This window comes from Cloacibacillus porcorum, assembly GCF_001701045.1.
GTDB lineage: Bacteria > Synergistota > Synergistia > Synergistales > Synergistaceae > Cloacibacillus > Cloacibacillus porcorum.
Genome location: NZ_CP016757.1, coordinates 491,234 through 514,992, shown reverse-complemented (window position 1 = coordinate 514,992; position 23,759 = coordinate 491,234). Strand labels below are relative to the sequence as shown.

The window sequence follows — 23,759 nt, the reverse complement described above, 5'->3', positions numbered from 1 at the left end:
TTACGATAACTTCCCAATAAGGACTTATATTAAATTTTAAGGGCGGAATCTACCTTAAAAGATCTCTTACTCCCTCCATTTATCAAAAAATAATTTTAATTTGATTAAAAATTTGACCATTGATATTTCAATTACTTTATTATTGTAATATATTTTAAAATATGGTAAACTGAAAAAACATTGTAGCCACAGTTTTAATTATTCAAATTTTAACTATAAAAAGAAAGGAGAGGGCGCCTTCGCATGAGGATCAACTATGTTACGGCGCGGCGGGAAATATCACCAATTTTATTATCATATTATAGAAAGCGAGGTTTATTGCATGGCTGAAATCAAAAAAGGCGGAGAACAATTCTCAAGCCGCTGGGGACTTTTATGTACAATTCTCGGCATGGCGGTAGGCACCGGAAATATCTGGCGCTTCCCGCGCGAAGTTGCCTCTAATAATGGCGGAGCTTTCATTCTTATCTGCTTCTTTGCCCTGTTTGTCTGGGCGGTACCGCTCATCTGCGCCGAATCCGTCTTCGGAAAAAAGACGAGGATGGCAAACGCGGGAGCTTTCAAAGCGCTTTTGGGAGAGAAATATGCCTGGGTCGGCGCCTTTTGCGCGATGGTATGCATCATGCTCGGATGCTACTACGTCGTCGTCCTTGGCTGGGTATCAAAATATTTAGTTCTGATTTTCACAGGATTCCTTGACGCCGTACGGGACGGCGGGACGGATTTCGCCACGCAGTTCTTCTCCGGCTTCGCGACGACGCCTCCCGCTTATGAGGCCTGGGCCTGGTTCGCCTTCGCCATCGCGCTCTCCGCGGTTATCATCTTCCGCGGCATTCAGGGCGGCATCGAAACAGCTAACAAGATCATGATCCCAGCCGTATTCGTACTGCTCGCCGCGCTTCTCGTACGCGTTGTGATGCTTCCCGGCGCCTGGAAGGGCTTCGAATATATGTTCCATGTCAATCCGCAGGATTTCTTCTCGGCCAAGATATGGCTGGCGGCCTTCACACAGGCGGCCTGGTCCTCCGGCGCAGGATGGGGCATGTTCCATGTCTACTACGTCTACGCCGCTAAGGACGAAGATATAGAGCTCAACGCCTTTACAGTTACCTTCGGCGATATGGTCGCGGCCATGCTCGCCGGTATGGTCGTTCTGCCGGCGGTTTTCGCCCTTTCCCCGGACCCCGAGGCGGTTATGAAGGCCGGCGCGAACGGACTTACCTTCGTTCATCTGACAAACCTCTTCGCCCACACCTCGGGCGGATTCGTTATGGCGGTGCTCTTCTTCCTCGCCCTCTTCTCGGCGGCGCTCTCATCGGTCATCGCGATGCTTGAGACGGGCACGCGCAACCTGATCGACATGGGCTTCTCGCGCGTCAAGGCGACGATGTGCGTCGCGATCTTCTTCCTGTTCGTCGGCTCCTTCTCGGCGCTCGACAACCGGGTCTTTGAAAACCAGGACATGGTCTGGGGCGTCGGGCTGCTCGTCGTCGGACTCATCTACTCACTGGCCTCGCTCAAGTACGGCGTGGATAAGCTCTGGGAAGAGGACATCATGCCCTGCTCCGACATTCATGTAAAGTGGATGTGGAGCTGCATCAAGTTCTTCCCCTTCGAATTCGCCTTCGTCTGGGGCTGGTGGATGTGGGAAGCCTCGACATGGTATCCGGGAGAGTGGTTCAAGTTTTGGCCGATCACAAAGTACCAGTACACCCCAGGCTCGATGGTCGTCGAATGGGGCATTATCGCGCTGGTCTGCTTACTGCTGAATGGGGTCATTTCAAAGCGCCTCGTCCACACGAACAAGATCGATTAACGGCGCGGCCGTAAAGGAGGATTTTAAATGTGGCAGGTTAATATGGTTCTTTGCGTCGCTATCGGGTTTGGCTGTTTCGTCTGGGCCATCAGAAAAACAATGAGCGCTGAAAGCAAAAAACGCAAGTAAAATATTTTTCGTTTCACGGAAGGAGGACGGGCGGACAGCATCCCCGTCCTCCCTCTTTTTATATCCCGGCCCGCCGCAATTTGCCTTAAATGACTTGTAAAATCTCCAAACTATCGTAATATACTTATCAGATTTAGAATCAAGTCCCGAAAGGACGGAGATCCATTTTGCGCATTGTGCTTGTCGGAGCGGGCGAAGTCGGATACAGCGTAGCAAAAAACTTATCGTCGGACGGACATAATATCATCATCATTGAGGACAGCGAGGAAAGGGCCGAAAGGGCTGAGAACTCTCTTGACGTAATGGTGATCAGGGGCAACGGCGCCCGTCCGAGCGTGCTCGCAAAGGCCGGGATAAGGGAGGGCAGCTCCGATGTCTCGATGCTCATCGCCTGTACCAATAAAGACGAGGTCAACCTCATGGCCTGCTGGATAGCGAAGAGGATGGGCGTGCCCCACGTTATTGCGCGCGCCGTCGGCCTCGAGTTCACGGACAACGAGAGCTGGGCGAAAGATCTCGGCATCGATATGCTCATCTCGCCGGAACGCTCCGTCGCGAAGGAGATAGAGGAGCTGCTTGAGGTGCGCTCCGCCATACACGCGAACGAGATCGCCGGAGGACGCGCGGGGATATATGTCTTCCGCATCGCGCAGGACTCTCCCCTCAAGGGGCTGCCGCTTTATGAAATACGCAAAAACAACCCGAATATGATCATGCTCGTCGTCTGCATCAGACGCGGCGAACATTCGTTCGTCCCCAAGGCGATGGATGAATTACAGGCGGGAGACCTCTGTTATACGATGTGTTACCGCTCGATAGTCTTTGATATTGAGCGGCTCTTCCAGCCCTCCAAATCAAAACGCCTCAAGCGGGTCTTCATCGTCGGCGCGGGTAAGGTCGGCTATCAGACCGCGGCGAGGCTCATATCCCATATCCGCGGCATCGAGGTACGCCTTGTCGACGAGGACCGCGCCAAGTGTGAAAAGCTCTCCCGCGAGCTGCCGGAGGTGATGGTGCTCTGCGCAAACGGCTCGGACACGGAGTTCCTGCTCTCCGAGGGCATCGCGGAGGCCGACGGCTATGTGGCGGCGACGGAGCACGACGAGACGAACCTCATGCTTTCGGTACTCGCAAAGACACTCGGCGTCTCCAAGAGCATAGCGGTGGTGCGCCGGTCGAATTATCTTGAGATGACGAACCATATACCGGTCGACGCCATCGTCAACCGCAACCAGACGCTCGCAGACGTCATCACGCGCAGCGTCCGCTACCCCGGCTCGGCTAGGGTGCTGACGGTGCTTGAAGAGATCAGCGCCGAGGCCGTTGAGATAACGCTCTCCAAAGACTCGCCCGCCAACGGCATGAGCCTCATCGACCTGAAGATGCCGCCCGGTTCGCTCATCGGCCTGTTGGAGCGTGAAAATGAAATGCTGATCCCGACCGGCGAGACGATCCTTGAAGCCGGCGACAAGGTGGTCGTCTTCGGCACGGCGGCCGTCATGGACACGGCCATGCGCCCCTTCGGAGAGGATAACTCTTGAATTACAGGATAGTCGCGCGCTTTCTGTCAATACTTATACTGACGATAACCGCTTCAATGGCCTTTCCTCTGGCCTGGGCGCTGAAAGACGGCAGCGATGATATCCGCGCCTTCCTGCTCTCCGTGCTGACCGGTCTGGCGATGGCGGCGGTGCTGCATATAGCGGGGCGCAGCTCCTCAAAGGACGAACTGGGGACGCGCGAGGCGATCGCCGGCGTCGCCTTCGCCTGGGTGGTGGCCTCTTTACAGGGCTGTATGCCCTATATGCTCGGCGGCTATATTCCCGCCTTTACCGACGCCTACTTTGAGGCAATGTCCGGATTTACGACCACGGGAGCCACCGTCCTGCAAAATGTCGAGGTGATACCGCGCGGTATTCTCATGTGGCGCGCGCAGACGCAGTGGCTCGGCGGTATGGGGATTGTCGTCCTCGTAATCGCGATGCTGCCGCTCTTCGGCGTCAACATGACACAGCTCTTCAAGGCCGAAAGCCCCGGCCCCAGCCTTGAAAAGACGAGCCCCAGAATCACCGATATGGCGATGATGCTGTGGAAGGTCTATATGGGGCTGACCGTCGTCGGCATCGTCCTGCTCGTCTTCGGAGGCATGTCGGTCTATAACGCCATCGCCCACATCTTCGCCGCCGTATCGACGGGCGGCTTCTCCACCCATAACGCCAGCGTCGCCTTTTATAATTCCGCGTATATTGATTATATTCTTACCCTTATAATGTTTCTCTCCGGCGCAAACTTCAACCTCCACCTCGCGGCCATTCGCGGCAGGAGCCTGCGCCCCTACCGTGATTCGGAGTTCCGCTTCTACACGGTGCTGGTGGCGGCCTCCATTATGATGATCTGCGCCGTACTGCTCTGGAAGGGGATATACGGCAGTTTTGCCGACGCCCTGCGCTACGCCTCTTTCCAGGTGGTCAGCATCATCACCACCACCGGCTTCGCCACCGCCGACTTTGCGCTGTGGCCGATATTCACCCAGCTCCTGCTGCTCGCCCTCATGCTTGTGGGGGGCTGCGCGGGGTCGACCGCGGGAGCGATCAAGTGCGTGCGTTTTCAGGTCGTACTCAAGGGAGCCGCCGCGGAGCTCAAGAAAATGGTCCATCCCAACGCGGTCGTCGCGATATTTCAAGGACGCGGTACGGCAAGCCCCTCGATGGTCACATCGTCGGCCTGCTTCATCACCGTCTATTTCATAATATGGGGTGTCTCCACACTTGCCGTCAGCCTAGACGGCAACGATATCGTGACCTCGTTAAGCGCCGTGGCGGCCACGCTGAGCAACGTCGGTCCGGGACTGGCGGAGGTCGGCCCCGTCTGCAACTTCGCCGGACAGAGCGCCTTCGCGAAATGGGTCTACACCTTCGACATGCTCTGCGGACGCCTCGAACTATATACGGTGCTGGTCCTCTTCACGAAAGACATCTGGAAGAAGTAACGTAAAAAAGGCCTATTTTTTATCCACAAGTTAGTCACACTATCACTAGTGTTTTGTGGATAAGATGTCAATATATATAGTGTATTTTACCTTCCCAAACGGCAGATTTATGTTATTATAAATAGAGGCTGCGCAAAAAACACGCCTGCCAATTAAAACTATGTTTTTATCTCGGAGGTCTGTCATCATGATCATAAAGCCGGCTTTCAGTCCATCAGCCAAGGATATTTTACGCGACCGCTACCTGTGGCGCGACGAGAACAGGAACCCTATAGAAAAACCGGAGCAGATGCTTGAACGGGTCGCCAAACATGTCGCGGGCGCGGAATCAAGCCTTGCCATGCAGTATAAATGGGCGGATGAGTTCTATGACGTGATGGCGAAACTTCTCTTTTTGCCCAACAGCCCCACCCTCATGAACTCGGGACGCCCCGCACCGCACGGACAGCTCGCGGCCTGCTTCGTCATCGGCGTGGAAGATTCCATGGAGGGCATCTGCGAGGCCCTGCGCAAGCAGATGCTGATACACAAGAGCGGCGGCGGCACCGGCTTCAATTTCTCGAAGCTGCGCAGCGAGGGCGCGAAGGTCAACAGCACCAACGGACGCGCCTCCGGCCCCGTATCCTTTATGGGACTCTTCGACAAGGCGACGGAGACGGTCCAGCAGGGCGGCATGCGCCGCGGCGCCAACATGGGCATTCTCAATATCGACCACCCCGATATTCGTAAGTTCATCCACTGCAAGGACAAGGACGGGACGATAACGAACTTCAACATCTCCGTCGGCGTCTTTGACGATTTCATGGAAAAGGTCAACAGCGACCCACGGGGCGAGGAGGCGGCGCTGCTTGCGGAGATAGCCGATTCGGCCTGGCGCACGGGCGATCCGGGGATAATCTTCCTTGACGCGATAAACCGCGGCAATACCACGCCAAACCTCGGAGAGCTAACCAGCACAAACCCCTGCGGCGAGTCCCCGCTCTACCCGAACGAGGCCTGCAATCTCGGTTCGATAAATATCGCCAAGATGGTAAAAGAGGGCGCCTTCGACTACGAACTTCTGGGCGAAGTTTCCGCGGTGGCGACACGCTTCCTCGACGACGTCATCGACGTCAACCACTACCCACTGCCCGAGATCGCCGAGGCGGTGAAGCTGACGCGCAAGATAGGGCTCGGAGTCATGGGCTGGGCCGACCTGCTCTTCCAGCTCCGTATCCCCTACGACAGCAAAGAGGCCTACGAGCTCGCGGAAAACATCATGCGGACGATCCAGCAGCGGGCGCACGAAACATCGGTGGCTCTCGGCAAAGAGAAGGGCATACCGGAGACTCTCGCGCACCTTGGACGCCGCAACGCGACGCTCACCTGCATCGCGCCTACCGGCACGATCGCCCTGCTCGCCAACTGCTCCTCCGGCATAGAACCGCTTTTCGCGCTTGAGCACACGCGCGTGCGCACGCAGACGGACGGCACAAAGGTTATCATGAAGCAGGTGAACCGCTACTATGAGCAGGCCCAGAAAGAGGGGCTCCCGGAAGAGGTCATGAAGAGAGTCTTCGTCACCTCTCACGACGTATCGCCCTCGGCCCACGTCCGTATGCAGGGCGTCTTCCAGCGCTACACCGATCTCGCCGTCTCCAAGACGGTCAACCTCCGCCACGAATGCAGCGTTCAGGATGTGCTTGACGCCTACACGCTCGCCTGGAGAGAGGGCTGCAAGGGCATCACCGTTTACCGCGACGGCTCAAAGTCGAGCCAGGTGCTTTACAGGAAAGAGGACGAGAAGAAGGCCGAAGAGGAGAGCACGCAAAAATCAGCGCCGAAGGGCGAACCGGTGCCCGTGATGGCGGCGGCTAGACCGCGCTTCGTGCTCAAAAGGCCGCAGTAGAGGACCACTCCTTACGACTGCAATCCCAACAGACAGGAAACCCCCGCGGTCAAGCCGCGGGGGTTTTTATCTTTTACGTTCAAGAAATGCCTCGGGGCATATTCATCTTGAGGGGCGCAGGGGCTGGATGCCGCTTAAACGGCCAGTTCCCGGCTCTCACCCTTCATATTCGACAGGACAGCCTTCGCCCCGTCAAGATAGAATATCTCAAAGACGCCGTCGCCTACGGAATAGATATTTTTCAGCGCCGGCATGACCTCCAGAGCCTTTGCCTGCGCCGCCTCCGTCGTCGCGAATACCGCCCTGCCGCAGATACGCAGCGTGTTGCCATCGCTGTCGCAGATCTCCACCTTGGGATTATTTACCATCTGTTTGTACATATTTTTCTTATTACCGGTGCAAAAGGTCAGTTTTCCCTGCCATTCCATGACAAAACCGAGAGGCCGCACACGGGGCTGGTCTCCCTCCTCCGTCGCCAGGTAGTAGACTCCGACCTTGTTTAAAAAATCGAGAACTTCTTTCATCGTCAACACGCTCCTTTTCCATGAAGTTGTATTCGCCGATACCTTACGGTATAACTTTATTATAGAATAACGATAAAATAAGAACAGAGTGATTTATTACTTAACAGCGAAAAAGTTATCGATTATTGAAGCCGGGGTAATTGTCCATGTGGAGAGCAGATGAAAAAAACGCCAAACGCCGCCGCGTGGCCGTTACGGCGGAGGAACTTTCGTCTTACGGCGGCGAAATCAGCCGCCAGGAGGCGGTCGCCGTCACGCTGGAGACAAGCGGAAACGATCCGCGCAGCGACCGGCTCAACGCCCTGAACCTGGCATGGGGCGGCACCCTCATGACCGTAGACTGTCTCTCCCTTCCCTCAGAGGCGCAAAGGCTACTGCGTGGGGTGCTGGAATCGCCGCCGGTGAAGGTATTCTGCAATGCCAAAACCGACCTGCAGTTTCTCATCCCCTACGGTATTAACCCAACAAAAATATTCGACGTCACACTCGCGCATCAGCTTCTTTCAGAGAATGAGTATCCGAGCGCCGGGCTTGAGGAGATCGCGCGGCGCTGGCTGAAGGAAGAGACCGCCGCGGAGGCTGATGTTCTGCTGCGGCTGCGCAGGGCGATGATCGGGGAGCTCAAGGAAAAGGGGCTGGTGTGGATCGCGAAGATAGAATTCGACTGCGCGGCGGCCCTGGCCCAGATGGAATATCACGGCATACAGCTCAACCTCGCTGCCTGGCGGGAGCTGACCGCCAGAGCGGAGGAGGAAAAGAGGGAGGCCCTTGAGGAGCTGCGCCGCTTCGGCGGCCCGCGCCCGCTCCAGACGACGCTCTGGGGTGATACCGACGCCTCCGGAGAGAACTTTGACAGCAACCTCCAAATCCTGTCGCTGCTGCGGGAACACGGAATCGAAGTGAAAAGCACCTCGAAGGCGGCGCTCGCCGCCCACCGTTCGCACCCGCTGGTAGCAGCCCTCTCGCGCTACCGCGCGGTCTCAAAGCAGCTCTCAACATATCTGCTGCCAATCCCTAAGATGCTCCATGCAAAAACCGGACGGCTCCACCCGCAGTATGTCCAGATCGCCGCTTGGACGGGGCGCATGAGCTGCTATTCCCCCAATATCCAGCAGATACCGCGCGGCAAAGAGTTCAGAGGATGTTTCATCGCCCCCGCCGGACGCCTGCTGCTCATCGCGGACTATCCGCAGATCGAGCTGCGCGTCGCGGCGCAGATCACGAGGGAGCGGCGGATGCTGGAGGCTTACAGAAACGGCACGGACCTGCACGGCCTGACGGCGTCGCTGATTTTGGGAAAACCGCTCGCCTCCGTCAGCCGGGAGGAGCGGCAATATGCGAAGGCCGTCAACTTCGGCCTGATCTACGCGATGGGAGCCGAGGGGCTGCGCCTCTCCGCCCGGCAGTCCTACGGCGTGGAGATGACGCATAAGGAGGCCGAGCGCTTCCGCAGACTCTTTTTCGAGGCCTATCCCTCCATCAGGGAGTGGCACGCTTCGCTCAGCCGCCGCCGCTGCCCCGAGGGCAGGACGCTAACCGGGCGGAGATATTCTTTTCCGCAATGGTACGGCCTGCCGGCCCACAGCAACGCGCCGGTACAAGGGACGGCCGCCGATATTCTCAAGCTGGCGCTTGGGCGGCTGGCGGCCGAGCTGGCGGGGAGCGAGGCCTTCATCGTAGCCACCATCCATGACGAGGTGATTGTGGAATGCCCGCGGGAGAGCGCCGCCAACTGCGGCGGCCTGCTGAAGCGGGCGATGGAGGAGGCGGCGCGCGCCATCCTTCCTGACGTTCCTACCACGGTCGACGTTCGCGCCGCCCGGCGCTGGTCGGAAAAGTAAAAAGGGCCGTGCGGCGCTCCCCTCTTTCAGCAAATCCCTATTTAGCACCGATGACGCAGATGCGCCCGTCGTCTTCACTGACGACCTCTGCCGCGCTGAAACCGGCCTCCTCGAACAACGCCCGCAGCTCGTCCCCGCCGAGGACGGTCATGCCGTCGACTATATCCGACCAGCAGTTGTTTTGCGCGTCGCTCGCCTCGTTCACCACCAGAAAAAGCCCGCCCTCTTTCAGGACGCGCCCCACCTCACGCAGGGCCGACTCCATATCTTTCCAAAAATAGACCGTCTCAAAGGCCGTGACCACGTCGAAGAGGCCGTCGGGGAAGGGAATCTTTTCGGCGCTGCCGTACTTGACCTGACACCTTCCATCAAGGATATATTCGCTGACCTTCTTACGGCTACATTCAAGGCTACATTCGGAGATGTCTATGCCGCAAACGAGACCGCGAGAGGCTCTCTTCGCCAGCCGCCGCAGGTTGGCACCGCCGCCGCAGCCGATATCGAGCACATTTGCCGCGGCGGGTATCTTGATCTGCGACAGCCCCCACTCGGATAGCGTGCCGTGTCCGATATTCATGCCGTACAGCAGCAATTTTCCCAGACCGCCCTGCGGTTTGCCGCAATTTTTGAATAAGGCTTTGAGCATGAGTTCCATCCCTTTCGCGCATATAAGTTAGCTTTTGCTAACCGATATTATAACATATAATATTTTCGTGACGCGGGGCTGACTTTGAACGGCGCTCCGGGCAGACAAAAAGGTCCAGCACTTAATATACCGAACCTTATTTACCATATCAGCTTCGCCTATTCACGGCGGGGCGGCTCTACTCGAGACAGTTGCCCCATTTTTTCATAATGATGTCGCGGAAATCTCCCTCGCCAAGATATAAATCATCGCGCAGCATATCAGCGTAATAACAGATATAGTCGTCAAGCTCACGGGAGGTAAAGCCGTAGCCTAGAGCCCTGATAGCGCCGCGGCGCTCCTCTTCAGGCATCTGGGAAATTTTAACCAGCCTCTCCGGGGCTCTCATAAGCTCGCTGACGAAATCTTTAGCATCCAATGTACACATGCCGATACCTCTTCCACGGATTCCAGATTGATACCATTATGGTATAGGGCAAAATACCTATGTCAACATCTGTCTTATCCCTCTGGCAGTGATGTAACCACACTATATCCTATAAAATAGTATCGATTCCACCACGGAATTTCAATGAGCTTTACGGCTCAATATTCCAGTTAGGAATAATTTAGTGTTCCGAACAGTTCTTTGCCTTATAAGTACCATTCTGGAATAATCGAACTATGGAAATATTCAACGAGCGGCTGAAAACTGCACGAAAACGTAAAAATATGTCCCGCGCCAAGCTGGCCGAAATGCTCTGCGTCACGCCCGCGACTGTGACCCGCTGGGAAAACGGCGACCGTGAGCCTGACTTTGCCACAACCAGGAGGATCGCCGACGCCCTGGAGACGACGATCTCTTTCTTGCTCGGGGAGGTAGACAAACCGGGACCGCTTATCATCGTTCCCACCTATATCCTCCCTGAGGACCAGTTTCATACGAAGGTGGCGGTGCCGTCGCAGGACGAGGCGCTGATGGATCTTTTTCACACGTTGGAGCCGCGTGAGCGCGAAGAGGCCATGCAGTTCATCAGATTCAAAAAGTATCTCTCCTCAAAAAAAGAAGAAAAGCAATAAAATACGCCCGTCAAAGGGGACTCCCCTTCGCGGGCGCGCGTTACGTTTTTATTGGGCGGGCGCTATTTCACCGTCTCTTCTGATTCGTCGTCCTTTCGGAGCGCGGTGGCCGGGAGCTCTATGATCTCGCTGGCCTCCTCTATCTCCTCTTCGTCCGCCGCGACATTCACGGCGTCGGGATTCCGCCGCCCGTGGCTCACGACCTCCGGGTCATCCTCGGTATATACCATCCGGCGGGAAGAGGGGCCTTCGTCCTCCGGAGGCGAGAAGTCACGCGAGGTATAGACGCGGAACGACTGTCCCCCCGTAAGGAATTTATATACGATCACCGCGCAGATCAGCAGGCCGATAAATCCGATGATGAATATCATCGCCGGGAAGGCAAAGCCGAAGATCAGCGTTCCGATCAGCAGAAATAAGAGAAATCTCATCTATATCCCCCGTGTTCTATGATTTTTTGCTCCGCTTGGCCTTCCCGCCGGAGGCGCCGTAGAACTTACTGAAGGCTCCCTGCGGTTTGTTGTCCGAGCCTCTTTTGGTTCTGGCGGATGTTTTTTTGCCCGCGGTTCTCCCGGCGGCAGCACCGCGAAGCTCTTTTTTATCCCCGCCGCGTTTTTCATCGGAGCTCTTCTTCGGAAAGGCCTCCTGCTTCTGAATGGGTTCGCGTTCCGGACGGGCGTCGCGCCGCAATGAACGCGGCGTCTCTTCGCCGTCGCCTCTGTAGCTGGGGCGGGCCTCTTTCATCTTACCGCTGCGGTAGCGCTCCTGCGGATCGCGGTCGCTCTTCCGGCGCTTGCCGCGCTCCGCGACAAAGCCTCCCGAGGGCTTTAAAGGTGTTTTTTTTGACGCCTCTCTGCGCGGCAAGCCCTCTTTCCGCGGATCGGCGGCGGCCGCCGCAGGCCGCTCGCGCCTCTTCTCCGGCGTCATGTCAGCCTTCGTAAGCGAATAGGCCGGAGCTTCAAGCGGCGCGGAGCCGCCGCCTACCGTTTTGCGGCGCAGCTGCCCGCAGGCAGCGTCTATATCCGCGCCCTGTTCGGAACGGATCTCCGTCTCGAAACCGGCGGTCTGAAGGATGTTGCGGAAACGCAGCACGTCCTCGGCCTTCGGTTTTTCGTAACGTCCGTCGACGGCGTTGAAGGGAATGAGGTTGACAAATACATGTATCCCCTTGAGGAAGCGCACCAGCTCGCGCGCCCTCTCCACGCTGTCGTTAACCCCTCCGAAGAGGGCGTATTCTATCGTCACCCGGTCGCCCGTAGACTCCTGGTATTCCTGCATCGCGCGGCGCAGATCAGCGGCCGGATAGGTCTGGTTCACCGGCATCAGGAAGCTGCGCAGTTCGTCGTCGGCGGCGTGCAGCGAGACCGCGAGACGGACGCCGAGGCCTGAGGCCGCGAGCGCTTTGATCCCCGGGATCACCCCGGAGGTCGATATTGTGATATGGCGGATACCGAGGCTGCGCAGCTTAGGGTCGTTCAGCATACGCACAGATTTGAGAACGGCATCCGTATTCAGGAAGGGCTCTCCCATGCCCATGTAGACGACATTGTTCACCTCGCGCCCGATATGCTTTTCGATCGCGAGCACCTGTCCCGCGATCTCTCCCGCGCTCAAATTGCGCACGAAGCCCGAGAGCCCCGTGGCGCAGAAGGTGCACTGCAGCGGACAGCCGACCTGTGTCGAAATGCAGGCTGTAAGGCGGTCGCTGTACTTCATCAGCACGGATTCGACAGATTCGCCGTCCCGCAGCTGCCATAAGAATTTCCGTGTCCCGTCCTGTGAACGCTGTTCGCGCGCAAGCGTCGGGTAGGCGAAGTCCATCTTCTCCGCGAGCTTCTCGCGCAGCGGCTTGGAGAGATTGGTCATCTCCTCCGTATCGTCGGTGTGTTTCTGCCAGAGCCACTGGCATATCTGGTCGGCGCGGAACTTCGGCTCCTCCAGCCCCTTCTCGATATATTCCTTCCACTCGCTGTTATCCAGATCTAATGCGTATCTCTTCTCTGCCATCTCTTTACCCTCGTTTTTTGTCAATTACTCAGACATTTTGATTTTATTCAATAGTTTAACAGCCTATGGGGAATATTAGCAACGGGCAAAGCCTTTATTGCGCAAAAATCTATTGACGCACGCCCGCGCCCGGTTCAAACATAAGTATAGCATAGGGGATGGGACGTTCTCTGTCGCTCGCGTTGCTCGGCAGCGTAAAGGTCATGCCGCGCCACCAAAGGGAGCTTGAGCCGCCGCCGTCAAGGTTGAGCGCCGTCTTCAGCGATAGCCAGCCGCAGAGACGCCGCAGCTCCTCGATCGTCATCCCCACGCTGTGCATATTGTCGCGTCCGTCAACGACGCCCCAGAGAACGCGCCGCCCGTCCGTTCCCACGAAGGTGCGCGGATGGCGGAAGTCGAGGACGTTGGGCTGGATCTTCTCCGTATTCTCCGACGGCGTCCCGTTCTTCACCAGCAGCGGCCCCGCCTGCAGCACCTCCGTGAATTTATCGAAGCTGTGGTCGCCGGCGATGCTCGCCGTCTCCTTGCCGTCGATAAAGACATACTCGCCGCTCTCGTTCCAGCCAAAGGCCGAACGGTTCGGCCAGAATTTCGCGTTATCCGTATAGCCCTGGCGGCGCAGCACTCCGATCGGCTTCGCCCCCGCGAAGTATCCGCCGTTGATGCCGCCGATCACGCCGTAGTTCTCTCCCGCGATCGTCGCCAGCGGGGCCTTGTTGGCCCCCACCATCACCGCGGTGGCGATCTGGCAGGGGATGTCTTTCATATCAACGGCCAGCACCGCGGCGAAGAGCGGTTCGTTGACGCCCTTCTTCATGTCTCCCGTCGCGGGGCCCACGGGATCGCCCACCCCGTGCTTTATCATAATCAGCTCCGTGCCCTCCCAGGCAAAGGAGGCCTTCCAGCGCGCCTCCTTCCGGCACTCCTTGAGCCACACAGATATCTGCGCTACGTCGTCGGAGGTCACCGGCGCGGAGAGGTCGGCCCGCACAGCCTCCGGCGGCAGCGGGTTCATCGTCGAGGCGATATAGGATACCCCCTCCACCTCCGGCCATTCGGGAAGAATACCGATCTGGTCCACGGCCTTGATGACGAAGCCCCAGCCCATCGACTCCAGAGATAGGCGCAGCGCGTCGGCGCGCGTCAGCTCCCCCGCGGGGGCCGAAAGCTGCTTCTGCGGCACCTCATGGCCCAGCGCCTTGAATATCGCCGGTTTCACCTCGGCCGCCGTCAGCGCGGCGGCCGGAGCCGCGGCGAAGGCGATCAGAGGAAGGGCAAAAACCACGGCCAGCCCGACCAGCGTCTTGTTTCTAATTTTTTCAAATTTACCTTTTCTCATATTTTATCTGTTGTGTCTCCATTTCCCGGTTTATCATGCCGAGGCGCGATACTTCGCGGGCATCTGCATATTTTATACCACTTATCAGCGGATGTCTCCGCAGTATTTTCCGTTCCGCCGCGTCCGATATCTCCTATCTTTTGTATCAAAAATATGTGGCGATTTTATGAGGAGGGGAAAATTCCCGCCGGTAGTCCGCCGCCTCGCGACGGCGCAAAACCGCGCGCGCCATAAATACTTCTTGCGCGATCAGCCGCGTTATGATATAAAATTGAAAACAGATTGCAGTTTAAGGAGCGAAACTGATGACGGAACGCGGCAGATACAAAACCAAACACCACGAGTCCGTGCGTGAGGTTCTTCTCAATAATCCCTCACGCTGCTACACCGTCGACAGCCTCTGCGAACTTCTCAACGAAGAGGGACATCACATCGGACGGACGACTGTCTATCGCCAGCTTGAGAAGATGGCGGCCGACGGCGAGGCGCTGAAATATCTCTCGGAGAAGGGGGAGTCGGCCTCCTACCGCCTCTGCGGCGAAAGCTGCCATCTCCACCTGCATCTGAAATGTCTCAAATGCGGCAGGCTGACCCACCTTGACTGCTCCACGGCACAGAGCTTCTCGGAACATCTGCTTGAGGACCATGCCTTCCGGCTCGATCCGTCAAAGACTGTGATCTACGGCTACTGCGGCTGTACCCCTGACGAAGGCGGGGAAGAAATATGACCTGCCGCGCGCCGCGCCTTACGGCGCTGCTGCTCTCCCTCGCCATCCTCTTTCTGCTTGCGGCGCTTCCGCTGCACCGCGCCGGTCACCTCTGCACCGGCGCAGACTGCCCCGTCTGCCTCTCGATAAGCAGGTACCAGACGGACGGCACTGCCCCGCTGCCCGCTCCGCAGGACGGCGCGGAGATTCTTGAGGGATATATCTGCCTTCCCCTGCCATTGCAGTCACAATGTTTCCCCGTCCGCACCCTCACCGCTCTCAAGACGGAGATGAATAAATAGGGTGCCCTCCATACCCCAGGCAAAGATAAAAATACTAGAAATTATGGAGGTAACACCCTGTTATGAAAAAATATCTCTTGATATCGGCATGCGCGGCCGTCCTGCTCATAGCCGCCGCCCTCATTTATATATCTCCGGGAAATAAAACGGCGGTCACGGCCTCGGAGGACACATCAAAACCCAAGGTCATCACAACGATATTCCCGCAATATGACTTTGCGCGCGCGGTCGGCGGCGATAAAATAGAGCTCACTATGCTGCTCAAGCCCGGCATGGAGAGCCATTCCTACGCCCCCACGCCGCAGGACATCGTCAACATCCAGAACTGTGACCTCTTCATCTATATCGGAGGGGAGAACGACATATGGGCGGATAAGATACTCGACTCTATAGACAATGAGCACCGGCCCCAGGTGCTGAAACTTATCGGCTGCGTATCCCCCGTGGAGGAGGAGCTGGCGGAGGGCATGCAGGCGGAGGAGCACGACCACGGCAAGGAAGAGGAGCATACCCACGGGGCGGAGGATAAGGACAGGCACGGCCATGACCATGACAACGAAGTCGAATACGACGAACATATATGGACCTCGCCGCGCAACGCCGAAAAGATGACGGCCGCGATCATGGACAAGCTCATCCTCATAGATCCGCAGAACCGCTCCGCCTATGAGGGGAACGCCAAAGCATACATCGCGGAGCTGGACAGGCTGGACAAGGACTTCCGCCAGGCAGTCTCCAACGTCCGGCGGCACCGCCTGATCTTCGGCGACCGCTTCCCCTTCCGCTATCTGACCGACGAATACGGCCTGAAATACTCGGCGGCCTTCCCCGGCTGCGCCGCGGAGAGCGAGGCCAGCGCCGCGACTATCGCCTACCTCATAAATAAGGTGAAAGATGAGAAGATCCCCGTCGTGTTCCATATTGAGATGTCCAACGAGAAGACCGCCGACGCCATCTGCCGCGAGACGGGAGCCAGGAAGATGCTTCTGCACGCCTGTCACAATATCTCCCGCGAAGAATTTGAAAGCGGCGCCACCTATGTCAAGCTGATGAGGAAAAACCTCGAGAACATCAAGGAGGCGCTCAACTAAAATGGCGGCCTTTGTATGCAGTGGGCTCAGCGTGACCTACGGCGGCAGAGAGGCGCTCTCCGACATCAATTTTGAGCTGCCCGCGGGCGCCTTTCTCGCGGTGGTCGGTGAAAACGGCTCTGGAAAAAGCACCCTGATAAAGGCGCTGCTCGGTCTGATAAAGCCCTCGTCAGGATCGATACGCCTTGGCGGCGGCCTTAAAAAAAGAGACATCGGCTATCTGCCGCAGCAGAGGGAGGCACGTAACGACTTTCCCGCCACCGTCTACGAGATCGTCATCTCAGGAAGGCTTGCCCACATCGGCCTGCGCCCATTTTACGACCGGCGCGACCACCGGGAGGCAGAGAAAAACCTCCGGCTGGCCGGCATCTGGGAGCTGCGTACAAGGGCCTTTCGCGAACTTTCGGGCGGCCAGCAGCAGAGGACGCTGCTGGCGCGCGCCCTCTGCGCCTCCGGCGGCCTGCTGCTGCTCGACGAACCGGCGACGGGACTTGACGCGGAGGCGGCGGAAAGTATGTACGCGCTGCTGCGTGAGATAAACGCCAACGAAAAGGCCACCGTCATCATGGTGACGCACGATCTCGCGCGCGTCCCCTCCCTGGCCAGCCACATACTTGAACTCAGCGGCGGGCAGAAATATTTCGGAGAGAGCGCGGGCTGGCCCAGCCCCGGCGCGGGGAGCGGCGCCAATGCTTGACCTTATCGCGGAGATGCTCTCCTACCAATTCCTCGTGCGCGCCGCCTCCGTCGGGCTCATGGTCTCGCTCTGCTCCGCGCTGCTGGGAGTCAGCCTCGTCCTCAAACGCTACTCGATGATCGGCGACGGCCTGTCGCATGTGGGCTTCGGGGCCCTCGCGGCGGCGGTGGCGATGGGAGCCTCGCCGCTGGGGATCACCATTCCCGTGGTCGTCGCGGCGGCGGTGCTGCTCCTGAGGCTGACGGACGGCAGCGGCATCAAAGGCGACGCCGCGATCGGACTGATATCGGTCAGCTCGCTCGCGGCAGGGGTGACGGCGATATCGCTCTCCGGCGGTATCAACACCGATATCTGCAACTATATGTTCGGCAGCATCCTCGCGATGAGCAAGAGCGACGTCCGGCTCAGCATAGCGTCCTCGGCGGGAGTGCTGCTGCTATTTCTCCTCTGCTACAACAGAATCTTCGCCGTCACCTTCGATGAGGACTTCGCAAGGGCCACCGGCGTGGAGGCGGGCCTCTGCAACATCGTGATCGCCGTGCTCACGGGTGTGACGATCGCCGTCGGCATGAGGCTGATGGGGGCGCTGCTAATCTCCGGGCTGATAATATTCCCCGCCGTTACCTCAATGCGCTTCTTCAAGAGCTTCCGCGGCGTGGTCTTCTCCGCCGCCTCCGTCTCGCTCTCCTCGTTCCTCGTCGGGCTGGTGCTCTCGTACACGGCAAGCATGCCGGCGGGCGCAAGCATCGTGCTCGTAAACCTCGCCTTCTTCCTCATCTTTACCGCGGCGGGCAGGCTGAGATGAGACGGCCTCTCTCTGCGGCGCTCTGCCTGCTGGTCCTCTGCGCCGCGCCGCTCTCCGCAGCGGAAAAGGTGATCGAGATAAAAGAACGGGTCTTCGTATCGCTGACCAACGAAATATACCTCAACGCCGAAGACTACATCGGCAAAAAAATACGGCTGCAGGGCATATTTGAAAAATACACCGACGACGAGACTGGAGAGACCTTCTACTCCGTAACGCGCCGGGGCCCCGGCTGCTGCGGCTCGGACCTCAACCCCGGCTTTGAGGTGAAATGGGACAAGCCCTACCCCCGCCCCGGCGTTTGGGTCGATGCAACCGGCATTCTCGAACTCTACGAAAAGGAATATCTCCGCCTCCGGCTCACGGAACTCAAGGTGCTCCCCGCTAATGTGAAACTTAAGCTAAACGTGCGGTAAAAAATCCGCGGCGCGAGATGAAAAGATTTTCTTGACATCGCCGCCGGAAGTCAGTATAATTCCTTTTGTCTTTTGGGGGTATAGCTCAGTTGGGAGAGCGCTTGAATGGCATTCAAGAGGTCAGCGGTTCGAACCCGCTTATCTCCACCAGAAAATAACAAGCCTTGCAATCACTAGATTTGCAGGGCTTTTTCTTTTCCCGCCTATTCTTCTCTGTTGAGCCACCTGCAGATGTAATTTGCGACGGCACCCGCGACAACAGAGATTGTGAAAGAGATTAGTACCGCGTGCATACAGAATCACCTCCCTCCTGCTGCCAGGAATGGAGTTGCGACAACTGTACAATTATATATAGCGTATATATAGCGGCATTCTCTGTTGTTAGTTTTAATTCATAAGAAAGAACACGACCAGAGGCCCAAAGAGAACGCTAATGACTATGACATTGTCCCACCAGATCATTCTCTCCAATGCTTGTCGTCTTTCGAGAGGAAGCCTTTTGAACCACTTGTCATGTTCGGCTTTTTCCTTTGCCATCTCGCGCTCGATCTTTTCTATTTCCTTTAGATTCCTGTTGAAGAGCCAGTAAGCACCGTCGCACATTGTGGTTCGCCTCCCCTCGTGGAGCATTTTCTGTTACAATATTATAACATGCCTAACTAAACAGGAGTCCCGCCTTGACGATGCGTCGGGGTGTGCTACAATATATATAGGCAACAAAAGAGATCGCTTCTTTACGGAGAATCAAAAAAAGCCAAGGTGGCAGCCTTGGCTTTTTTGTTGCTATGGCTAGTCGTCGTCATCCTCTCTGTCTAACCATTTGCTGATGAAGTTGGCAGCCACGCCAGCCATAACAGAGATTAAAAAAGAGATCGCCACTTTTGTCACGGAAAATCCCTCCCTCCTGCTGCCAGGAATGGAGTTGCGACAACGGTAACAATTATAGCAGCGTTCTCAGTTCTTCTGCTTCTTTTCCAGCAGCATATAGTCGCCCTGAATAGTGACCAGGTTGAAGGGTATAAAGAGTGAGAGGCCGGAAAATAAAAAGCCCAAAGCACATCGTCCGGCATGTCATGTCAGACTGACGCGAGCAGCCATAAATGGCTTGGCAAAGATGTAGACAGTGCGAAAGCGCGCCTATGCCGTTTTCTTTAGCTCCAGCTCCCTTCGGTCCTTTTTCTGCACTATCCGGTAGATGGAGAGACAGATAACGGCGACGATAAAATCCATCATCGGCTGAACGGCCATTATCCCGTACATCGGCCAGACGGCGTTCATCACGATCATGAAGGGAATGTCTATCGCGCCCTTGCGCAAAAAAGAGATGAACAGCGCCGGCGTGCCGCGTCCCGTCGCCTGGAAGAAGGCGATGACGAGGAAGAATATCGCCAGAAAGGGCGTGGACATGCAGTGCAGGCGCAGGAATACCGCCCCCAGGTCAACGGCCCGGGCGTTATCGATGAATATTCTGATGATGAAGGGGGCGAAGGATTCGCAGAGCGCCAGATAGGAAAAGGTGACGCAGAGCGAACAGACGCCCGCGAAATAGGCGCACCGCCAGAGGCGTTTATAATTCCCGGAGGCATAGTTATAGGCCAAAAGCGGGATGACGCCGTTGCAGATCCCCTGAACGACATAGGTGGGCACCATATCGACCTTTTTGACGATGCCGACGGCGGAGAGGGCGCTTGCCGTGTATGCCGCCATAAGGTAGTTCAGCACAGCGTTGGAGAGGACGCTCATCATGAACTGTATCGAGGAGGGCAGTCCCACAAAAAATATCTCCCCGGCGACGCTCCTTTTGAAACGGAAATACTTCGGCGAAAGCGAGATCACATTCTCCCGCCGTGTGCGGAAGAGATAATACAGCAGATACGAGGTAGCCGCGATATTGGAGATACAGGTGGCGATCGCCGCCCCCTCCATCTTCAGCCCCAGCCCCCAGTCGTAGATAAAAAATGGGTCAAGCAGCATATTCAGCAGCCCGCCGAAACTCATGCCGAAGCTCGCCTCGCGCGACGCCCCCTCGGAACGGATCAGGTGCGCGAGCACCATGTTCATCACCGTCGGCAGGCCGCCGACGGCAACTGTCCAGAATAGATAGCCGCTCGCGTAATCTATCGTGCCGTCGTCCGCGCCGAGCATGCGCAGCAGCGGCACGCGCCATATCATCGTGACCAGCGAATAGGCCAGCGTGGCGGCCACGGCCATCCAGGCGCTCGAAGCCCCGGCCTCGCGCACGCGCACGTAATTATGTTCGCCAAGCGACCTTGAAAGCAGGCTCGCACCGCCGATGCCGAAGAGGTTCGCGAGCGCGGAGAGCATCAAAAAAACGGGGAAAATCAGCGTCACCGCCGCCATCATGTTCGTATCGTTGAGCTGTCCGATGTACCAGGTGTCGGCGAGATTATAGACCATGGCGATGATCTGGCTGATAACGGTGGGCACGGCGAGGGCCGCCACAGCCTTCGGCACGGACATCGTCTCGAATATTTCAACTTCCCTCTGGCTCAGTCTGTTATCCATAACGCCTCCCGCTCCGCAAACGAAATATATTCCGCAAAATAATACACATAGGCTACATTATATCCCTCTTTGCGCGCCAGGCCAAATGGCAGCTTGGACAGAACGGCGCATGACCATAGGACGCAAACCGCAAAAACCTGCGAAAAACTACTCCGACGGGCGATTACGGCGGCTATTTTCACTTTTCCTATTGCTTTTTAGGCCCGCCGTAAAGTATCATTGAGGGCCGAATACAAAGGAGTATGAGCTAATGATTCTATATTTCAGCGGAACCGGAAACAGCCGCTACGCGGCACAGGTAATCGAATCGGTCACGAAAGATGAAACCGCCTCCCTCAACAGGCTCATGAGGCGTGACGCCGGGGCGGCGATAAAATCCGAGCGGCCCCTCGTCTTTGCCGCGCCGATTTACGCCTGGCGCATTCCGCGCGCCGTCGAGAGCTTCATCCGCGCAGCCTCCTTCGAGGGCTGTAAAAAAGCCTACTTCGTCGTCACCTGCGCCTCCGAGGCCGGAAACGCCGTGCATTACGCGAAAAAGCTCTGCGAGTCGAAGGGGCTGGAGTTCATGGGGCTCGCCTCCGTAGACATGCCGGAGAACTACGTGGCGCTCATGAACGTACCGGACCGGGAGCGATCCGAGAGCATAATCAGGGCGACGACGCCGCAGATATTCGCGATCGCCGAGAGCATCAGCCGCGGAGCCTATATCAGCGATTACAGACCCTCTTTTATCGACATCATAAAAAGCGCCGTCGTCAATCCCCTATTCTACCTGCTGGCGGTAAAGAGCAAATCCTTCCGCGCCACCGATAAATGCACCGGCTGCGGCAGATGCGCCGAACTCTGCCCGCTGAACGGCATCGAAATCAAAGAGGGACGTCCTGAATGGAACGGCCGCTGCACCCACTGCATGGCCTGCATCAGCGGCTGCCCCGCGGAGGCGATCGAGTACGGCAAGCGGACAGTCGGCAAGAGACGCTACTACAACGAGGGCTACAATACGAAGCCGGCCTCCGAATAGGCCGCCTCTCTCCATGCGGCCTGACTGGGAACTGGAATTATACGAACCGGCACGGCTTGATGCCGCTCTGGAAGAACGGCTTCTTGACATCTGGGAACAGGCCATGCTCGCGACGCACGACTTTTTTGGAGACGGCGGCGAGACGGTACGACTAAAACGCCCTTACGTGAGCCGTGATCTGCGTAACTTGAAGCTGGTCTGCTTCGGCCGCGCCGCCGTCAAGGGTTTTGCGGCCATCGCGGGCGAGGAGCTGAAAATGCTGTACGTGGTCCCCGAAAGTTTCAAAAGAGGCATCGGCGCCGCCCTTGTGGACTATGCGCGTACGAGATACGGCATTAGGTACGTCAAGGTATATGAACAAAACACTGGCGCAGTCCTATTCTATAAGCGTCTAGGCTTCGTCATTTTTGAAAAATCAGTGAATACCGACCGTCACGGACAGCGGCTTTCCGTACTGCGTATGACGCTGAAACAGCCGCCAACACCGCGTCACTGACGCTGCGGATTCAGATAACTGCCGATAAAACCGAGCCGTTTATTATACAGCCTGACGATCATCCCGACGATAAAGGCCGAGATCACCGTCCCCTCCCCTATCCCGTTCAGCCCACGGAAAAACAGCAGCGAAAGCGTCACCGCCGTGAGCATCAGCGTGATGTCGAAGCCCGCCTTGACGACGCCGAACTCCTTATTCAGCACCTTGGAGATAGCGTAGACGGCCCCTTCCCCGGGAATCATCAGGACGTTCGCGTAGACCTCGAGGCTGATGCCGAAGGCGAGTATCGCGCAGCCCGCCGCCAGTGAGACGAGCTTCGCGGCATAGCTCACCGGCGCGAAGGAGGCCAAAAGCAGCATGCTCACGTCGATAAACCAGCTAAAGACAAAATTCACCGCGATCTGCAGCAGCTGGATCTTCTGAAAATCACGCCGCAGCAGCAAAAGCTGCAGGAAGATAAACAACATATTGAGGACGAAGGAACATTCCCCCAGAGTCGGCGTGAAACGCAGGCTGAACACATAGGGAACGCTCGTTATCGGCGAAGTGCCGAGGCTGGCCTTTGTGATAAAGCTGATTCCGAATGAATTGATGAGGACCCCGAGAATAAATACCAGATAACGTTTTATAAGCAAAACATTCAAATTCATGTAACCTCTTTTCAAATACAACCCTTATATGATATTACCGGCATTTTTTATTGTCAAACAGCGGGGCGGGGAAAACTGGGCAAACACATCAATAAAGACCAGCAGCACGTCTAAACACCGATTTACCAAAGATTTTGGCGCCCTCTGTGAGGGAGCTGTCCCGTAGGGACTGAGGGAGAGTTGACCTTCTGTTCTGCCGCGGCTTTTGTCGCGGGCTCTGTTTGGCGCGGGAACCGCGCCAAACAGAGCAACACTCCTTCCGTCTCGCCGCAAAAGCGGCGGCGATCCACCTTCCTCAGAGAGGAAGGCTTTAAGAAAAAACCGCTGTTTATCATCGATAGGGTAAAAGCTAAACCGCTATTTATCTCTTTTCTCTAACCAAAGATGGATCGGCGTTTAGACGCACCGCGGATTTAGCTCAACAGGACCGGAGACCGACGGCAAAAACGGCGGCTTGCCGCCGCCGTCACATGCAATTGCCCCACATACCCATCACGATATCACGCAGGTCGCCGGGGCCGAACAGACGGCGCTCCTCTTCCGTCATGAGGTAAAATTCGCGGCAAAGCACGTCGTCCAGTTCCTTAGGGGTGAATGAGTATCCGAGCGCGCGGAGTGCCATACCACGTTCTCTTTTGGGCAGCATGGCGATCTCAATACATTTACCGCGTATAGTTGTATCTTCCATCAGGTCGCGGAAGAATCGTTTCGCGTCTTTTAAGCGCAATTCGTCTCACTCCTGTTCTGTGGTTGAGGGTACAGCCCGTCACCGCCGGCAGACTATTTTTCGAGAAAGGTTTTATCTCTTTC

General features: G+C 56.8%; 24 protein-coding genes and 1 tRNA gene. 15 read left to right on the top strand and 10 right to left on the bottom strand.

From position 1 onward, the window contains the following. Nucleotides 1-322: 322 nt before the first annotated feature. The 4 genes from BED41_RS02320 (at nucleotide 323) to BED41_RS02305 (ending at nucleotide 6,822) form a co-directional block, all read left to right on the top strand. Complete coding sequence (locus BED41_RS02320) at nucleotides 323-1,816, top strand: sodium-dependent transporter (protein WP_066748842.1); 1,494 nt, start codon at nucleotides 323-325, stop codon at nucleotides 1,814-1,816. Nucleotides 1,817-2,121: 305 nt separating this feature from the next. Beyond that, nucleotides 2,122-3,486, top strand: a complete 1,365-nt coding sequence (gene trkA / locus BED41_RS02315; RefSeq protein ID WP_229712423.1) for a Trk system potassium transporter TrkA — start codon at nucleotides 2,122-2,124, stop codon at nucleotides 3,484-3,486. Continuing rightward, entirely contained in the window at nucleotides 3,483-4,934 is a 1,452-nt protein-coding gene (locus BED41_RS02310) for a TrkH family potassium uptake protein (protein ID WP_066742595.1), read from the top strand. Before trkA ends, BED41_RS02310 begins: the two co-directional genes overlap by 4 nt. 187 nt (nucleotides 4,935-5,121) lie before the next feature. Further along, nucleotides 5,122-6,822 (top strand): adenosylcobalamin-dependent ribonucleoside-diphosphate reductase, encoded by a 1,701-nt coding sequence (locus BED41_RS02305; protein WP_066742592.1) that lies wholly within the window; start codon nucleotides 5,122-5,124, stop codon nucleotides 6,820-6,822. A 134-nt stretch (nucleotides 6,823-6,956) separates the two neighbouring features. On the opposite strand, the gene BED41_RS02300 is transcribed toward BED41_RS02305, so the two are convergent. Next, complete coding sequence (locus BED41_RS02300; RefSeq protein WP_066742589.1) at nucleotides 6,957-7,346, bottom strand: pyridoxamine 5'-phosphate oxidase family protein; 390 nt, start codon at nucleotides 7,344-7,346, stop codon at nucleotides 6,957-6,959. A 146-nt stretch (nucleotides 7,347-7,492) separates the two neighbouring features. On the opposite strand from BED41_RS02300, the gene BED41_RS02295 reads away from it, so the two are divergent. Further along, nucleotides 7,493-9,187 carry a DNA polymerase gene (locus BED41_RS02295; RefSeq protein ID WP_066742586.1) on the top strand — a complete coding sequence of 565 codons (1,695 nt, stop codon included), beginning with the start codon at nucleotides 7,493-7,495 and terminating at the stop codon, nucleotides 9,185-9,187. A 37-nt stretch (nucleotides 9,188-9,224) separates the two neighbouring features. Here BED41_RS02295 and BED41_RS02290 read toward each other — a convergent pair whose 3' ends face one another. After that, the gene (locus BED41_RS02290) at nucleotides 9,225-9,833 is read right to left on the bottom strand and encodes a class I SAM-dependent methyltransferase (RefSeq protein WP_168160216.1); all 609 of its coding nucleotides are present in this window, start codon (nucleotides 9,831-9,833) and stop codon (nucleotides 9,225-9,227) included. Nucleotides 9,834-10,011: 178 nt separating this feature from the next. Continuing rightward, entirely contained in the window at nucleotides 10,012-10,260 is a 249-nt protein-coding gene (locus BED41_RS02285) for a hypothetical protein (protein WP_066742574.1), read from the bottom strand. Nucleotides 10,261-10,496: 236 nt separating this feature from the next. On the opposite strand from BED41_RS02285, the gene BED41_RS02280 reads away from it, so the two are divergent. Then, the gene (locus BED41_RS02280) at nucleotides 10,497-10,892 is read left to right on the top strand and encodes a helix-turn-helix domain-containing protein (protein WP_084002200.1); all 396 of its coding nucleotides are present in this window, start codon (nucleotides 10,497-10,499) and stop codon (nucleotides 10,890-10,892) included. 62 nt (nucleotides 10,893-10,954) lie between these two features. Here BED41_RS02280 and BED41_RS02275 read toward each other — a convergent pair whose 3' ends face one another. From BED41_RS02275 to BED41_RS02265, 3 genes are all read right to left on the bottom strand, one after another. Next, complete coding sequence (locus BED41_RS02275) at nucleotides 10,955-11,323, bottom strand: hypothetical protein (RefSeq protein ID WP_066742568.1); 369 nt, start codon at nucleotides 11,321-11,323, stop codon at nucleotides 10,955-10,957. 16 nt (nucleotides 11,324-11,339) lie between these two features. Further along, nucleotides 11,340-12,899 (bottom strand): dual-specificity RNA methyltransferase RlmN, encoded by a 1,560-nt coding sequence (gene rlmN, locus BED41_RS02270; RefSeq protein WP_066742565.1) that lies wholly within the window; start codon nucleotides 12,897-12,899, stop codon nucleotides 11,340-11,342. Between the two features lie 109 nt (nucleotides 12,900-13,008). Continuing rightward, nucleotides 13,009-14,238, bottom strand: a complete 1,230-nt coding sequence (locus tag BED41_RS02265) for a phosphodiester glycosidase family protein (RefSeq protein ID WP_066742560.1) — start codon at nucleotides 14,236-14,238, stop codon at nucleotides 13,009-13,011. Nucleotides 14,239-14,543: 305 nt separating this feature from the next. Here BED41_RS02265 and BED41_RS02260 point away from each other — a divergent pair, with 305 nt between their 5' ends. From BED41_RS02260 to BED41_RS02230, 7 genes are all read left to right on the top strand, one after another. Beyond that, complete coding sequence (locus tag BED41_RS02260) at nucleotides 14,544-14,966, top strand: Fur family transcriptional regulator (RefSeq protein ID WP_066742558.1); 423 nt, start codon at nucleotides 14,544-14,546, stop codon at nucleotides 14,964-14,966. Next, entirely contained in the window at nucleotides 14,963-15,247 is a 285-nt protein-coding gene (locus BED41_RS02255) for a hypothetical protein (RefSeq protein WP_066742556.1), read from the top strand. Before BED41_RS02260 ends, BED41_RS02255 begins: the two co-directional genes overlap by 4 nt. 62 nt (nucleotides 15,248-15,309) lie before the next feature. Further along, nucleotides 15,310-16,338: a metal ABC transporter substrate-binding protein gene (locus tag BED41_RS02250; RefSeq protein ID WP_066742552.1), complete on the top strand. Its 1,029-nt coding sequence runs from the start codon at nucleotides 15,310-15,312 to the stop codon at nucleotides 16,336-16,338. Nucleotide 16,339: 1 nt separating this feature from the next. Continuing rightward, the gene (locus BED41_RS02245; protein ID WP_066742549.1) at nucleotides 16,340-17,035 is read left to right on the top strand and encodes a metal ABC transporter ATP-binding protein; all 696 of its coding nucleotides are present in this window, start codon (nucleotides 16,340-16,342) and stop codon (nucleotides 17,033-17,035) included. Beyond that, entirely contained in the window at nucleotides 17,028-17,840 is an 813-nt protein-coding gene (locus BED41_RS02240; RefSeq protein ID WP_066742546.1) for a metal ABC transporter permease, read from the top strand. Before BED41_RS02245 ends, BED41_RS02240 begins: the two co-directional genes overlap by 8 nt. Then, nucleotides 17,837-18,256, top strand: coding sequence for a TIGR03943 family putative permease subunit (locus tag BED41_RS02235; RefSeq protein WP_066742544.1), 420 nt, complete (start codon nucleotides 17,837-17,839; stop codon nucleotides 18,254-18,256). Before BED41_RS02240 ends, BED41_RS02235 begins: the two co-directional genes overlap by 4 nt. A gap of 74 nt (nucleotides 18,257-18,330) precedes the next feature. Then, a tRNA-Ala gene (locus BED41_RS02230) sits at nucleotides 18,331-18,406 on the top strand. Between the two features lie 237 nt (nucleotides 18,407-18,643). Here BED41_RS02230 and BED41_RS02225 read toward each other — a convergent pair. Both BED41_RS02225 and BED41_RS02220 read right to left on the bottom strand, forming a co-directional pair. Then, on the bottom strand, nucleotides 18,644-18,859 hold the full coding sequence (locus BED41_RS02225) for a hypothetical protein (protein WP_066742543.1): 216 nt from the start codon (nucleotides 18,857-18,859) through the stop codon (nucleotides 18,644-18,646). 534 nt (nucleotides 18,860-19,393) lie between these two features. Next, nucleotides 19,394-20,782, bottom strand: coding sequence for an MATE family efflux transporter (locus tag BED41_RS02220; protein ID WP_084002199.1), 1,389 nt, complete (start codon nucleotides 20,780-20,782; stop codon nucleotides 19,394-19,396). 250 nt (nucleotides 20,783-21,032) lie between these two features. Here BED41_RS02220 and BED41_RS02215 point away from each other — a divergent pair, with 250 nt between their 5' ends. Further along, nucleotides 21,033-21,803 (top strand): EFR1 family ferrodoxin, encoded by a 771-nt coding sequence (locus BED41_RS02215; RefSeq protein ID WP_066742541.1) that lies wholly within the window; start codon nucleotides 21,033-21,035, stop codon nucleotides 21,801-21,803. A gap of 13 nt (nucleotides 21,804-21,816) precedes the next feature. After that, nucleotides 21,817-22,299: a GNAT family N-acetyltransferase gene (locus BED41_RS02210; RefSeq protein WP_066742539.1), complete on the top strand. Its 483-nt coding sequence runs from the start codon at nucleotides 21,817-21,819 to the stop codon at nucleotides 22,297-22,299. Here BED41_RS02210 and BED41_RS02205 read toward each other — a convergent pair. Together BED41_RS02205 and BED41_RS02200 are read right to left on the bottom strand one after the other, a co-directional pair. Further along, entirely contained in the window at nucleotides 22,293-22,943 is a 651-nt protein-coding gene (locus BED41_RS02205; RefSeq protein WP_229712374.1) for a YczE/YyaS/YitT family protein, read from the bottom strand. The genes BED41_RS02210 and BED41_RS02205 overlap by 7 nt on opposite strands. A 472-nt stretch (nucleotides 22,944-23,415) precedes the next feature. After that, a complete protein-coding gene (locus BED41_RS02200) occupies nucleotides 23,416-23,676 on the bottom strand; it encodes a Nif11-like leader peptide family natural product precursor (protein ID WP_066742533.1) in 261 nt (86 codons plus the stop codon). Nucleotides 23,677-23,759 lie beyond the last annotated feature (83 nt).

What these genes read in the sequence shown, in the direction of transcription:
- BED41_RS02320 (WP_066748842.1), top strand. Translation starts at nt 323, where the DNA reads ATGGCTGAAATCAAAAAAGGCGGAGAACAATTCTCAAGCCGCTGGGGA.
- BED41_RS02305 (WP_066742592.1), top strand. Translation starts at nt 5,122, where the DNA reads ATGATCATAAAGCCGGCTTTCAGTCCATCAGCCAAGGATATTTTACGC.
- BED41_RS02300 (WP_066742589.1), bottom strand. Translation starts at nt 7,346, where the DNA reads ATGAAAGAAGTTCTCGATTTTTTAAACAAGGTCGGAGTCTACTACCTG.
- BED41_RS02295 (WP_066742586.1), top strand. Translation starts at nt 7,493, where the DNA reads ATGTGGAGAGCAGATGAAAAAAACGCCAAACGCCGCCGCGTGGCCGTT.
- BED41_RS02290 (WP_168160216.1), bottom strand. Translation starts at nt 9,833, where the DNA reads ATGCTCAAAGCCTTATTCAAAAATTGCGGCAAACCGCAGGGCGGTCTG.
- BED41_RS02285 (WP_066742574.1), bottom strand. Translation starts at nt 10,260, where the DNA reads ATGTGTACATTGGATGCTAAAGATTTCGTCAGCGAGCTTATGAGAGCC.
- BED41_RS02280 (WP_084002200.1), top strand. Translation starts at nt 10,497, where the DNA reads ATGGAAATATTCAACGAGCGGCTGAAAACTGCACGAAAACGTAAAAAT.
- BED41_RS02275 (WP_066742568.1), bottom strand. Translation starts at nt 11,323, where the DNA reads ATGAGATTTCTCTTATTTCTGCTGATCGGAACGCTGATCTTCGGCTTT.
- rlmN (WP_066742565.1), bottom strand. Translation starts at nt 12,899, where the DNA reads ATGGCAGAGAAGAGATACGCATTAGATCTGGATAACAGCGAGTGGAAG.
- BED41_RS02265 (WP_066742560.1), bottom strand. Translation starts at nt 14,238, where the DNA reads ATGAGAAAAGGTAAATTTGAAAAAATTAGAAACAAGACGCTGGTCGGG.
- BED41_RS02260 (WP_066742558.1), top strand. Translation starts at nt 14,544, where the DNA reads ATGACGGAACGCGGCAGATACAAAACCAAACACCACGAGTCCGTGCGT.
- BED41_RS02255 (WP_066742556.1), top strand. Translation starts at nt 14,963, where the DNA reads ATGACCTGCCGCGCGCCGCGCCTTACGGCGCTGCTGCTCTCCCTCGCC.
- BED41_RS02250 (WP_066742552.1), top strand. Translation starts at nt 15,310, where the DNA reads ATGAAAAAATATCTCTTGATATCGGCATGCGCGGCCGTCCTGCTCATA.
- BED41_RS02245 (WP_066742549.1), top strand. Translation starts at nt 16,340, where the DNA reads ATGGCGGCCTTTGTATGCAGTGGGCTCAGCGTGACCTACGGCGGCAGA.
- BED41_RS02240 (WP_066742546.1), top strand. Translation starts at nt 17,028, where the DNA reads ATGCTTGACCTTATCGCGGAGATGCTCTCCTACCAATTCCTCGTGCGC.
- BED41_RS02235 (WP_066742544.1), top strand. Translation starts at nt 17,837, where the DNA reads ATGAGACGGCCTCTCTCTGCGGCGCTCTGCCTGCTGGTCCTCTGCGCC.
- BED41_RS02225 (WP_066742543.1), bottom strand. Translation starts at nt 18,859, where the DNA reads ATGTGCGACGGTGCTTACTGGCTCTTCAACAGGAATCTAAAGGAAATA.
- BED41_RS02220 (WP_084002199.1), bottom strand. Translation starts at nt 20,782, where the DNA reads ATGGATAACAGACTGAGCCAGAGGGAAGTTGAAATATTCGAGACGATG.
- BED41_RS02215 (WP_066742541.1), top strand. Translation starts at nt 21,033, where the DNA reads ATGATTCTATATTTCAGCGGAACCGGAAACAGCCGCTACGCGGCACAG.
- BED41_RS02210 (WP_066742539.1), top strand. Translation starts at nt 21,817, where the DNA reads ATGCGGCCTGACTGGGAACTGGAATTATACGAACCGGCACGGCTTGAT.